The sequence below is a fragment of the Devosia aurantiaca genome, assembly GCF_011058215.1.
Taxonomy (GTDB): Bacteria; Pseudomonadota; Alphaproteobacteria; order Rhizobiales; family Devosiaceae; genus Devosia; species Devosia aurantiaca.
The window spans coordinates 191,581-203,130 of sequence record NZ_JAALFG010000004.1 but is presented as its reverse complement, the minus strand read 5'-3'; the positions used below and the strand labels follow the sequence as shown (position 1 = coordinate 203,130).

Annotated in this window: 12 protein-coding genes and 2 pseudogenes; 2 read left to right on the top strand and 12 right to left on the bottom strand. The window is 62.4% G+C overall.

Annotation, left to right across the window (positions count from 1 at the left end):
* Positions 1-235: 235 nt before the first annotated feature.
* From recO to rpoZ, 9 genes and pseudogenes are all read right to left on the bottom strand, one after another.
* Entirely contained in the window at positions 236-994 is a 759-nt protein-coding gene (gene recO, locus G5575_RS16570) for a DNA repair protein RecO (protein ID WP_328766417.1), read from the bottom strand.
* Positions 964-1,346 (bottom strand): annotated as a pseudogene (locus G5575_RS16565) (YkvA family protein). Before G5575_RS16565 ends, recO begins: the two are co-directional and overlap by 31 nt.
* 5 nt (positions 1,347-1,351) lie before the next feature.
* Positions 1,352-2,275 carry a GTPase Era gene (era, locus tag G5575_RS16560; RefSeq protein ID WP_164535287.1) on the bottom strand — a complete coding sequence of 308 codons (924 nt, stop codon included), beginning with the start codon at positions 2,273-2,275 and terminating at the stop codon, positions 1,352-1,354.
* Positions 2,272-2,979 (bottom strand): ribonuclease III, encoded by a 708-nt coding sequence (gene rnc / locus G5575_RS16555; protein ID WP_164535286.1) that lies wholly within the window; start codon positions 2,977-2,979, stop codon positions 2,272-2,274. The genes era and rnc overlap by 4 nt, the downstream gene beginning before the upstream one ends.
* Positions 2,976-3,803 (bottom strand): signal peptidase I, encoded by an 828-nt coding sequence (lepB, locus tag G5575_RS16550; RefSeq protein ID WP_164535285.1) that lies wholly within the window; start codon positions 3,801-3,803, stop codon positions 2,976-2,978. The genes rnc and lepB overlap by 4 nt, the downstream gene beginning before the upstream one ends.
* A 31-nt stretch (positions 3,804-3,834) precedes the next feature.
* Positions 3,835-4,257 carry a holo-ACP synthase gene (gene acpS, locus G5575_RS16545; protein ID WP_164535284.1) on the bottom strand — a complete coding sequence of 141 codons (423 nt, stop codon included), beginning with the start codon at positions 4,255-4,257 and terminating at the stop codon, positions 3,835-3,837.
* Positions 4,254-4,844, bottom strand: a complete 591-nt coding sequence (gene pyrE / locus G5575_RS16540; RefSeq protein ID WP_164535283.1) for an orotate phosphoribosyltransferase — start codon at positions 4,842-4,844, stop codon at positions 4,254-4,256. Before pyrE ends, acpS begins: the two co-directional genes overlap by 4 nt.
* Positions 4,837-7,113: pseudogene (locus G5575_RS16535) on the bottom strand (RelA/SpoT family protein). Before G5575_RS16535 ends, pyrE begins: the two are co-directional and overlap by 8 nt.
* A gap of 111 nt (positions 7,114-7,224) precedes the next feature.
* A complete protein-coding gene (rpoZ, locus tag G5575_RS16530) occupies positions 7,225-7,593 on the bottom strand; it encodes a DNA-directed RNA polymerase subunit omega (RefSeq protein ID WP_164535282.1) in 369 nt (122 codons plus the stop codon).
* A 194-nt stretch (positions 7,594-7,787) separates the two neighbouring features.
* Here rpoZ and G5575_RS16525 point away from each other — a divergent pair, with 194 nt between their 5' ends.
* A complete protein-coding gene (locus G5575_RS16525; protein WP_164535281.1) occupies positions 7,788-8,342 on the top strand; it encodes a LabA-like NYN domain-containing protein in 555 nt (184 codons plus the stop codon).
* Between the two features lie 210 nt (positions 8,343-8,552).
* On the opposite strand, the gene smpB is transcribed toward G5575_RS16525, so the two are convergent.
* The gene (smpB, locus tag G5575_RS16520) at positions 8,553-9,053 is read right to left on the bottom strand and encodes an SsrA-binding protein SmpB (protein WP_164535280.1); all 501 of its coding nucleotides are present in this window, start codon (positions 9,051-9,053) and stop codon (positions 8,553-8,555) included.
* A 5-nt stretch (positions 9,054-9,058) separates the two neighbouring features.
* On the bottom strand, positions 9,059-9,934 hold the full coding sequence (gene dapA / locus G5575_RS16515; protein ID WP_164535279.1) for a 4-hydroxy-tetrahydrodipicolinate synthase: 876 nt from the start codon (positions 9,932-9,934) through the stop codon (positions 9,059-9,061).
* Between the two features lie 166 nt (positions 9,935-10,100).
* On the opposite strand from dapA, the gene G5575_RS16510 reads away from it, so the two are divergent.
* Positions 10,101-11,048, top strand: coding sequence for an alpha/beta hydrolase (locus G5575_RS16510; RefSeq protein WP_164535278.1), 948 nt, complete (start codon positions 10,101-10,103; stop codon positions 11,046-11,048).
* Here the strand turns inward: G5575_RS16510 and G5575_RS16505 are convergent.
* Positions 11,045-11,536 (bottom strand): hypothetical protein, encoded by a 492-nt coding sequence (locus G5575_RS16505; RefSeq protein WP_164535277.1) that lies wholly within the window; start codon positions 11,534-11,536, stop codon positions 11,045-11,047. The two genes, G5575_RS16510 and G5575_RS16505, sit on opposite strands and share 4 nt — an antisense overlap.
* Between the last annotated feature and the right edge of the window lie 14 nt (positions 11,537-11,550).

The following is an 11,550-nucleotide window of genomic DNA, read 5'->3' as shown; positions in this document are numbered from 1 at the left end:
ACGAATCAGGAGCAAAGTATAGCAGCTGGGGAGCGAAACGCGCAGATTTTGGCGGTTTTGCACGGGTTATGGAGTGAAGCGGAGATATCGCGCCCCCTCCCTACCTGCGCTAAGCCTTGCGGCTAAGCTTCGGTACCCTCCCCTCTGAGGGGAGGGTGGACGCAATGGGCAACCACGCACAGGACTTACCTTCCCCTCAGAGGGGAAGGCAAGCAGAGCTTGGCGACGCAGGAGCCTAGCGGCGCTCGGAAGGGGGTGTCTCGTCCTCCGTCAGCATATCGATCAGCGGCTCGCGCGTCGGTGGGTGCTCGATGCCCCTGGCGGACCAGAGGTGCATGTCGAGGAAATGGCCCGTAAGGCGAAAGGCGGCGCGGAGGTCGTCTGGACTGGCATTGCCGCGGGCGGTGAGGAAGCTCGGGAGCGCGAGGAGGCGGTCGAGATAGGGTTGGGCCGCGGCGCGCGAAACCGCGCGGCCGGATCGGGGCGAGACGTGGGTGAGGTCCTCGGTCACGCCCGTCGAGGCGCAGCTTGAAAGATCGAGGCCGAAGCCGAGTTCGTCGAGGAGGGTCAGTTCGAAGCGGGCGAGCGTGGCGCCATCGGGATCGTGATCGAGCAAGGACAGCGCCATGCCCAGCAGCCGGTCGTGCGGATCGCGCTCGGGGAGCAGGCGCAGGTGTTCGCAAACGAGCTGGGCGAGGTAAAGGCGCTTGCGATCGGCGATCAGGGCGGCGGCGCGCGCCTGCAGCATTTCTACGGTGAAGATGCCCAGATGATCTTCGAGCCGGGCACGCCAGGTGAGCTGGACGGTGTTGCCGGGCTGGAGCGTTGCGGCCAATTTTGGGGAGCGGCCGCCGCGCACGAGACCGAGCGAGCGGCCGCGGCCGGCAACCATGGCCTCGGCGATGAGGCTGGTTTCGCCATGGCGGCGGACGCCGATCAGCAGCGCTTCACCGGTCCATTCCATCAGAGGAGATTGGTGAAGGCCGCCACGCACCAGAGCGCCAGCAGCAGCCAGAGCAGGACGATGACGATCAGCCCCACCCTGCTCGTCGGCTTGGCGGCAATGACGCTAGCGGCGGCACGATAATCGGCCATGAGGCTGGGGGTATCAGGGCGACCACCGCGAGAATCCCCAGGGGGACGATCAGAAGATCATCGAGATAGCCAAGGACCGGCACGAAATCGGGGATCAGGTCGATCGGCGAGAGCGCATAGGCGGCCACGCAAGCCGCGAGGATACGCGCGGGCCATGGCGTCCGGGTATCCTTTGCGGCAAGCCAGATGGCGATGACGTCGCGCTTGATGGCGCGGGCCCAAAGCTTTGCGCGATCGAGCCAGGCGGGCATGGACGTCAGCTTTTCCCGTGCGGAAATTCGAGGCCCATTTCGCGGTAGCGCTCCGGATCTTCCGCCCACTTTTCCCGCACCTTGACGAAAAGGAAGAGGTGGATCGGCACCTCGTACATTTCCATCAGTTCCTTGCGGGCTTCCTGGCCGATGGCCTTGATGGTCTGGCCGCCGGCACCGAGCACGATCTTCTTGTGGCTGTCGCGGGTGACGTAGACGACCTGGTCGATCTTGTAGGAGCCATCCTTCTGGATCTTGAAGCTCTCAGTTTCGACCGTGGCGTTGTAGGGGATTTCGTCGTGGACGCGCAGGAAGAGCTTTTCGCGCGTGATCTCGGCGGCGGTGATGGCCATGGTGAGATCGGTGAGGTGATCTTCCGGGAAGTGCCAGGGACCGGGCGGCACGTGCTTGACGCACCAGTCGATGAAGTCGGGAACGCCAAAACCCTTGAGCGCCGAAAGCATGAAGGTCGCTTCAAAGCGCAGGCGCTCGTTCAGCTTCTGAGATAGCGCCAAGAGGCTTTCGTTCTTGACGGTGTCGATCTTGTTGATGATCAGCACTTTGGGGTGCGTGATGTTTTCGAGCCCCTCAAGCAGGGATTCAATGTCGGGCGTTATGCCCCTGTCGGCATCGATCAAAAAGGCGACGAGGTCCGCGTCCCCTGCCCCGCCCCAGGCATTTTCGACCATGGCGCGTTCGAGCCGCTTTTTGGGCTGGAAGATGCCGGGCGTATCGATGAAGACGAGCTGCGCCTTATCCAGCGTCAGGACGCCGCGCACCTGCGACCTTGTGGTCTGCGCCTTGTGGGTGACGATCGACACTTTCGTTCCGACAAGCGAATTAAGCAGCGTTGACTTGCCCGCATTGGGTGCGCCGACGAGAGCGATGAAGCCGCAGGAGGTGTCGGAAAGCTCGATGGGTGTGTTCATTTTTCGTCCTTCCACACCTTTTGCTCGACGAGGAAGCGTTCGGCGGCCTTGTGTTCGGCGATGCGCTTGGAGCTGCCGGTGGCTTCGACGCGGGGGAAGCCGGCGAGCTCTACGGCGATGGTGAATTCGGGAGCATGGTCCGGGCCGGTGCGCTCGACCAGAACGTAATTGGGTGGTTCGAGACCCTTGGCCTGGCCCCATTCCTGGAGCGTGGTCTTGGCGTCGGCGCGGTTGGCCTGGCCGTCGTGGAGGATGTCTTCGAAATTGGTCTCGATAAAGGTGCGGGCCGGTTCGAGCCCGCCATCGAGGAAGATGGCGCCGATTACCGCTTCGGTGACGTCGCCGAGGATCGCTTCCTTTTCGGCGCCGCCCGAGCGCGCTTCGCTTTCGCCCAGGATCATTTCAGGTCCGAGACCGAGCTGGCGAGCGACAATGGCGCAGGTTTCCTTGCGCACGAGGGTGTTGAGCGTGCGGCTCAGCTCACCCTCGTTGGACTTGGGAAAGCGGCGGTAGAGCAGTTCGGCAACCACGAGGCCAAGGACGCGGTCGCCGAGAAATTCTAGGCGCTGGTAGGAGCGTTCGATGCGCTTGGCCGGAGCCAGAGCGCTGGAATGGGTCAGCGCCCGCTCCAGCAGGTCGAGATCGGCAAAGCGGTAGCCGAGGCGGAACTGGAGCTTTTCGTAGCCTTTGTCGCGCCGGCTCACGGCGCTGCCGTGCCGCCATAAGGCTGGTCGCTGGAAACGCCCTGGAACATGCGGTCCCAGCGCACATTGGCGGGCCACTGCCAGATCTGCCAGGGCGCGATGTTGTCCTTGATGGAGAAGAAGCGCGCTTCGGCCTTGGCGATGAGATTGACGGCGGGGACATAGCCGACCTGGCTGAGCACGCGGCTATCGGCCGAGCGATCGCGGTTGTCGCCCATCATGAAGTAATGACCGGCGGGAACGACATATTCGGGCGTATTGTCGAGCTGCAGATCATCGCCGATTTCCTGGATGATATGCGTCGTGCCTTCCGGGAACGTCTCGCGATAAACCGTGACTTCGCGGGTATCGCCGTTGCTGTCGGTATCGAGCGCCTTGCCGACTTCCTCGCGCTCCACCATCGTGCCGTTGATATAAAGGCGGCCAGCCGTGACCTGGATGCGATCGCCCGGAAGGCCAACGACGCGCTTGATATATTCCTGGTCCTGGGGCACCGGGCGGAACACAGCGACATCGCCGCGATTGGGTTCGCGACCGAAGATGCGGTTCGAGATCGGCAGTTCAAAATCGAGCAGCGCGAAATCGCCGTAGCGGCCGAGCGAGAAGGAATGCTTGCCGTAGCCCCAGACGAATTTATTGGCGACGAAGTAGTCACCGATCATCAGCGTCTGCTGCATGGATGCAGTGGGGATCGAGAAGGGCTGGTAGAAAAAGAAGCGCAGGAAGATGGCGATCAGCAGCGCTTCGACGACCACAATGAAGGTCTCGACCCATTCGTTGGTAGCCGATTTCTTGGCGATGGGCTTGTCGGCAGGCTGAGTCATTGCGGTTCCGGGTTCTCGCGGTGCCGAAGCGTTAGGCGTTTGCGTCCGTCCGGTCAATTACCGGCAGCGCTTCGATGATGACGAAGGCCTGGGCGAGGCCGGCATCGTCGGTGATGGTGAGGTGGATATGGGCCTCGTGTCCGGCAGGAACAAGGCGGGCCAAAGCTTTGGCCGCACCATTGGTCAACTTCATGGTCGGCTTGCCCGAGGGAAGGTTTACGACGCCCATGTCGCGCCAGTAAACGCCCCAGGAAATCCCGGTGCCTAGTGCCTTGGAGCAAGCCTCCTTGGCGGCGAAGCGCTTGGCATAGGAAGCCGCGCGCTGGGCCCGGCGGTCGGACTTCTTCTGCTCAACCTCGGTAAAGCAACGCTGGGTGAAGCGCTCGCCATATTTGGCCAGCGTCTGCTCGATGCGGTGGATCTGGATGAGGTCGGAGCCGAGGCCAATGATCATTTCACACCCTGGATGCCGCGGCTGCCGGGTTTGACGGCAGGAATGGCGGCCAGTTCCGGTGGCAGCTGGTCGGCAGGATAGGCCGGAACCTTGAACTCGATCAGCGAGATCAGCGGCACGCCGACATCGGCTTCGCCGCCCGAGCGGTCGATGAGGCAGGCGGCGGCAACGACATTGGCGCCGATCTTACGCAGGGCGTCGACGCATTCGCGGATGGAAAGGCCGGTGGAGACGATGTCCTCGACGACGATGACCTTGTCGTCCGGGCTGATCTCGAAACCGCGGCGCAGCTCGAACTGGCCTTCGACGCGCTCGGTGTAGAGCGCAGGCACACCAAGGTGCCGGGAGGTTTCGTAGCCGGGAATGATGCCGCCGATGGCCGGCGACACGACCTTGGTGACACCCGGAACGTCGGCGCGGATGCGTTCTGCCAGGGCCTTGCACAGGGTTTCGGTATGCTGGGCGTACTGAAAGACCTTGGCCTTCTGCAGGAAGACCGGCGAGCGCAGGCCCGAGGAGAGGATGAAGTGACCCTCGAGCATCGCCCCGCATTCGCGGAAAATATCCAGCACTTCGTCCTTAGTCACCGCGCGCACTCCTATCGACGCTGCCGTCCCATTCGAGCGTCGAAATCATCGAGGCTTCGCGAATGCCCGCGCGCTGGACGGCGGAGAGGCCCGGGCTGCGCTTGAGCGTTTGCAGGACATCGGTCAGCTGCGCAAGATCGCGAACCTCGATTTCGAAGATCATCTGGTGGAAGTCCGGCGAAATCATGCGCATGACCAGATTGTTGATGTTGGCATCGCAAGCGGCGATGGCCGACGAGATCTGCGCCAGCGAGCCGGGCTTGTTGACCGATTCCATCGAAATCACGGTGGCGTAGAGCTTGTCGTCGGCCGATGCCAGGTTCCAGCGCACGTCGACCCAGGCCAGATCGCCATCATGCATGTCGATCAGGGCATCGGAATGGATCGGGAAAACGGTTAGCGGCCGGTCGGGCTCAAGGATGCCGACCAGGCGATCGCCCGGCACGACCCCCTCCCCGACAGGGTCACGGGGGTGTGGAAATCGAGCTGCGCCAGCGCCGCCTTGGCCTTGGGTCCACCTTTTTGCCCGCCGGGAACGCGGAAGCGGAACTGGTCGGTGGCGCGGAGGGCAAACCATCCGTCGGCCGTGTCGGCGACCGGCAGGTCGAGCTTGCGGCGGCGTTTACGTATACCCTTGACCTGGGCCAGCGCATTGCCAAGCGCCTCGGAGCCGATCTTGCCCTCACCGACGGCAATGATCAGGTCGCGCTTGTTGGGGTGATCGAGCGCGTCGGCCAAAGCCTTGCTCTCGCTGTCGTCGAGCATGACGCCTTCGCGCTCGAGCAGCATGTTGAGCACCTGCTCGCCCAGGGCGAAGGCGCGCTGCGTCGCCGTCTGGCGCACGGCACGACGGATGGCGGCGCGGGCCTTGCCGGTGGCGGCGATGCCGATCCAGTTGCTCGGCGGGCGATGGTTCTGGTCGCGAAGGATTTCGACCTCGTCGCCCGAGCGCAGCTGGGTCACGAGCGGCAGGATCAAGCCGTTGATCTTGGCGCCAACGCAGGTGTCGCCGATATCGGTATGGAGCGCATAGGCAAAGTCGATGGGCGTCGCGCCGCGCGGAAGGGCGATCAGCCGCCCGCGCGGGGTGAAGCAGAAGACCTGGTCCTGGAAGAGCTCGAGCTTGGTGTATTCGAGAAAATCTTCGGAGGCGATACCCGAGGTCAGGTGGCTGATGGTCTGCCGCAAGGAGCCATAGGCCTGCGATTCGGTCTCGATGCGATCGAGATTGGCCGAGGCGCCGTCCTTATAAAGCGCATGCGCGGCGATGCCGAATTCGGCGATGCGGTCCATGTCCTCGGTGCGGATCTGCAGCTCGACGCGCTGGCGGCTGGGCCCGACGATCGTGGTATGGATCGACTGATAATCGTTGTGCTTGGGGACCGAGATATAGTCCTTGAAGCGCCCGGGCACGACCTTCCACTGGGTGTGGATGATGCCCACGGTCTGGTAGCACTGGGCCAGCGAGCCGACGATGACGCGGAAGCCGATCATGTCGGAAAGCTGTTCCAGCGCGATCGACTTGCGCTCGATCTTGGAGAAGATCGAATAAGGCGACTTGACCCGCGCCTTGATGTTGGTCGCGATCCCGGCCTCGGCGAGCCGCTCGGTCAGCTCGTTGGTGATGGTGGCGATGGTCTCGCTGTAATCGTGCTGCAGCTGTTCGAGCCGCGCCGTGATGGCGCGATAATGCTCGGGCTGAAGGATGCGGAAGCTCAAATCCTCGAGCTCGTTGCGCATGTCCTGCATACCCATGCGCCCGGCAAGCGGGGCATAGATATCCATGGTTTCCTGAGCGATGCGCCGCTGCTTCTCCGCCGGCACGAAGTGGAGCGTGCGCATGTTGTGCAAGCGATCGGCCAGCTTGACCAGCAACACCCGCACGTCCTGGCTGATGGCGAGCAGCAGCTTGCGGAGGTTTTCAGCCTGCGCTTCCTCGCGGCTGACGAGGTTGAGGCGCTCGATCTTGGTCAGGCCATCGACAATGGTGCCGATCTCGCCGCCAAAGAGCTGATCGATTTCGGATCGGGTCGCGTCGGTATCTTCGATCGTGTCGTGCAGGAGGCCGACGGCGATCGAAGCGTCGTCGAGCTTGAGCTCGGTGAGGATGGCGGCGACTTCGAGCGGGTGGTTGAAATAGGGGTCGCCGGAGGCGCGTTTTTGAGCCATGCTTTTGCATGGCGTAGACATAGGCCTTATTCAACAAATTTTCGTCGGCGTTCGGGTTATAGGCCTGAACGCGTTCGACAAGCTCGTACTGTCGCATCATGGAAGGTAGCCGCCGCTTCTGGACATTAAGCTTAGCGCCTGATCGGAAAAAGAAAAGAGCGCCCGGCACATACCGGACGCCCTTAATGCATCTGCAGCACGATTTTACGCTTTAGTCGTCGCGGCGTTCCGGCGGAGCCAGGCTCTCGATGCCGCGCAGCAGTTCTTCTTCGCTAATCGTGTCGAAGTTGATCGAATCGTCGTCGCCGGCGCTTTCGATCAGCGGAGCGGCGGTGTCTTCCGGCTCGTCGACTTCCACATACTTCTGCAGCGAGTGGATCAGGTCTTCACGCAGATCTTCCGGCGAAATGGTGCCGTCACCGATTTCGCGCAAGGCAACGACGGGGTTCTTGTCGTTGTCGCGCGGAACGGTGATCTGGCCACCGGAGGAAATCATGCGCGCGCGATGGGCGGCCATGAGGACGAGGTCGAAGCGGTTCTCGACCTTTTCAATGCAGTCTTCAACGGTGACGCGTGCCACGAACGTCTCCAAAATGGATGGGGATGAAGGCCCCCACTACACCATGTGTGGGGCCTTGACAAGTTTTGCAGCCGATTTGCGTCGCAATGACGCCGCTTGTCGCCGCAGCGAAAATATGCGACACCCGAACTTAAGTTAGACTTTGAATCTGTATGTGCGTTTTCGCGGGCTTTTCCCGCTTCGGAGTTTTTATCATGGCAATTGATCCACGCGAAAAGATCGCGCTCTTCATCGATGGCGCCAACCTCTACGCCACTTCCAAGGCGGTCGGCATCGACATCGATTATCGCAAGCTGCTGACCGAATTCAGCAGCAAGGCCTATATGCTGCGCGCCAACTATTACACGGCACTGGTCGAGGATCAGGAATACTCGTCCATCCGCCCGCTGATCGATTGGCTCGACTACAATGGCTATACGGTGGTGACCAAGCCGGCCAAGGAATTCACCGATGCTGCCGGCCGCCGCAAGGTCAAGGGCAATATGGACATCGAGCTGGCCGTAGACGCGCTCGAGCAGTCCCCCTACTTCGATCACATGGTGCTGTTTTCCGGCGATGGCGACTTCACCGCCCTGGTCGCCGCCATGCAGCGCAAGGGCAAGCGTGTGACGGTTGTCTCGACGCTCACGACCTCAACGCCGATGATTTCCGACGACCTGCGGCGGCAGGCCGATTTCTTCATGGATGTCGCGGATCTGGCAAAGACGGCCGGACGGCCGCAAGTGGTGCGGCAGCCCGTCGAGGCTTGATCAACCACCAAGCCCGTAGCCTGCGCCTCCCTCCCCTTGAGGGGGAGGGAATGAGGGTGGGGTTGAGTCGCGGGAGTGGAATGTGGGTATCATCGTATGGGGCAGCTTGTGGCCCCTTCCCACCCAGCTTTGCTAAGGCTCTTCGAGCCAAGCGCCGCTACCCTCCCCATCAAGGGGGGAGTGGGATCGAGTGTTTGGAAGCTTTGCCCCCTACCCGCGCCCGCCTTCTTTCATGATGCGTGCCTTGTCGCGGTTCCAGTCGCGCTCGCGGCTGGTGGCGCGCTTGTCGAAATTCTTCTTGCCCTTGCCGAGGCCGATAAGAAGCTTGGCGCGGCCCTGGTCGTTGAAGAACAGCTTTAGCGGCACGATGGTGTTGCCGGCGCGGGCGACTTCCTGATCGAGCTTGGCCAGCTGCTTCTTGCTGACAAGAAGTTTGCGCGGGCGCTTTTCTTCGTGATTGAAGCGATTGGCCTGAAGATACTCGGGAATATGCGCGTTGATCAGCCACAGCTCGCCCTTTTCGGGCGAGGCATAGGCTTCGGCGATCTGTGCCTTGCCCATGCGCAGCGACTTGACCTCGGTGCCGGTCAGGACGATGCCGGCCTCCAGCGTGTCGCCGATCTCGTAGTCAAAACGCGCGCGGCGGTTCTCAGCCACGAGGCCGTGGCTGATCCATCCGTTTTTTGCTTTGTCGTTCTTTGGTGTGGCCATGGGTCTTAGATAAGACCGGCATGGTGCATTGCAAAGTCCATGGCCTCTTCCGCGCCTTTGGTAGCGGGCACCAGTGGGAGGCGCAGCTCGTTGGCGCAAAGGCCAAGCTTGCTGGCGCCGTACTTGGCCGGGGCCGGGCTCGGCTCGATGAAGATGTTCTTGTGCAGGTGGACGAGCTTGTCCTGGATCGCCAGCGCACCCTTGAAGTCGCCAGCCAGCGAAAGCTCCTGCATCTGCGAGCAGAGCTTCGGCGCAACGTTGGACGTCACCGAGATACAGCCATTGCCGCCATGGGCGTTGAAGCCGAGAGCGGTAATATCCTCACCCGAAAGCAGGATGAAATCCTTGCCGAGCTTGGCCCGCTGCAGGCTGGCGCGACCAAGATCGGCGGTCGCATCCTTGACGCCAATGATGTTGCTGTGCGCCTCGTGCAGGCGGGCAATGGTGTCGACGGTGAGATCGGCAACGGTACGACCCGGCACCGAATAAAGGATCACCGGAATGCCGACGGACTTGGCGACGGCGGAAAAATGCTGGAACAGGCCTTCCTGGGTCGGCTTGTTGTAATAAGGCACAACCGAGAGCACGGCATCGGCACCGGACTTTTCGGCGTGTTGCGCGAGGGAAATGGCTTCGGCCGTCGAGTTCGACCCGGCACCGGCGATTACCGGCACGCGGCCATTGGCAACCTCGATGCAGATCTCGACGACGCGATGATGTTCCTCGTGGCTGACGGTCGGGCTTTCGCCGGTCGTACCCACCGGCACGAGGCCATGCGTGCCCTCGGTGATCTGCCAATCGACAAAGCTGGCGAAGGCTTTCTCATCCACGGCCCCGTCGCGCATGGGGGTGATGAGTGCCGTAATCGAACCTCGCAGCATTTGTCGGTATTCCTCGGATAGACCCGGCTTTGCGCCGGCATATTGCATGACAGGATGGACCCCGGCCGGGCGGCGCAGGACGGGTGCACCATACTTTCAACCGTGCTTCGTCACAAGGTGAGCAAAACGGCTTGTGGCCCTCCTGCGCGGACGGGTAAACGGGGTCATGAAGTCCGTTTTCCCAGCCCGCCGTATTGTGCCCGCCGATCACCTGGCCTTTGCAAACCTGCCGGTCGACTGGATCACCATGGGCGACGCCAAGACGCGCATCGCCGTGCATCGCCGCGGCGACTTCGGATCGGGACGCATGCCGCTCGTCTGTGTGCCGGGCTATAACCGCAACATGTCGGATTTCACCAGTCTCGCCGACTACCTGCCCCGCGTCGGTCGTGGAGACTGGCCGCTTGTGCTGATCGACCTTGCCGGTCGCGGTCGTGCAGACGACCGGTCGAAGGAGGCCGATTATGGCTCTGTCGCCGACGCCCATGATCTTTCCGATATGCTGATGGCGCTCGGCATCGGCAGAGCGATCATTCTTGGCCAGGGGCATGGCGGACAGGTGGCCATGGCGCTCGCATCCGAGCACCCGCTTCTGGTTGGCGGCGCGATCCTGCTCGATGCAGGGCCGGTGACGGATTCGCGTTCGATCGTGCGGCTGCGCAACAATCTTGCGCACCTTCACGGCCTTCGCGGCAGCAAGACGGTGATGGCCGGGTTCACCAAGATCCTCGCCGCCATCTATCCCGGCCTGCCCGAGAACCTGCTGCCGCCGCTTGCTTCGCGCAGCCATTGGTTCGACAAGCGCGGGCGGGCGCGGCCGCTGTTCGACGACAAGCTCATCGCCCGGCTCAAGGATTTCAGCTTTGACGATGTGCTGGCGCCGCAGTGGCCGCTCTTCGATGCGCTGACTTCGGCGCCGCTTTTGCTGCTGCGCACGCAGCTTACCGACCAGGTGCGCCGCGAGACCTTCGAGGAGATGGTGCGACGCCGTCCCGACGCCACGGCGCTTACCATTATGGGGCAAGGCTCCCCTGCCCTGTTCGATGAGATCGAAGACGTCGAGGCGGTGGCACGGTTCCTGGACGAAGCAAGTTCGAGGCTTGCGGCAACCTAGGCCGCGTTTGAGCGCGGCGCCGTCGCCAGAAGCGTTGCCTGCTCGACCCACTGCTCGCGTCCGATCCGGCCTTTGATGGCGATGCGGCCTTCGAGCCAGGCCACATGCGCGGGCTGCCATTCGGCGATCTGATCAAAATGGTAGATCCCCAGATCCTGCAATGCTGATTCCGTTTTCGCCCCGATGCCTTTGATCAGCCTCAGATTATCCGGCTTGTTGCGGCGCGGCCCTGGCAATTCTGGCGGCCTGCGAATAGCGGCCGCTGCCGGAAGCTTGATCGCCGGCTGTTCTTCTGCTCCCACCCGGGCGAGCCGCCGTGCAGCGGATTGCGGAGCTGCAACCGGGATGGGTGTGCTTGCCGTTAAAGTGTCTCTTGGTCTCAGCAAGTGGCGCAACGCCAGGCGAGCCGCATAGCCCGTGGCGCAGCCGACCACGTAGGCTGCAAGCATCAGCAGACCGATTTCTATGACGTGGCTCAGCGGGATCATTTGGTTGTGTCAGG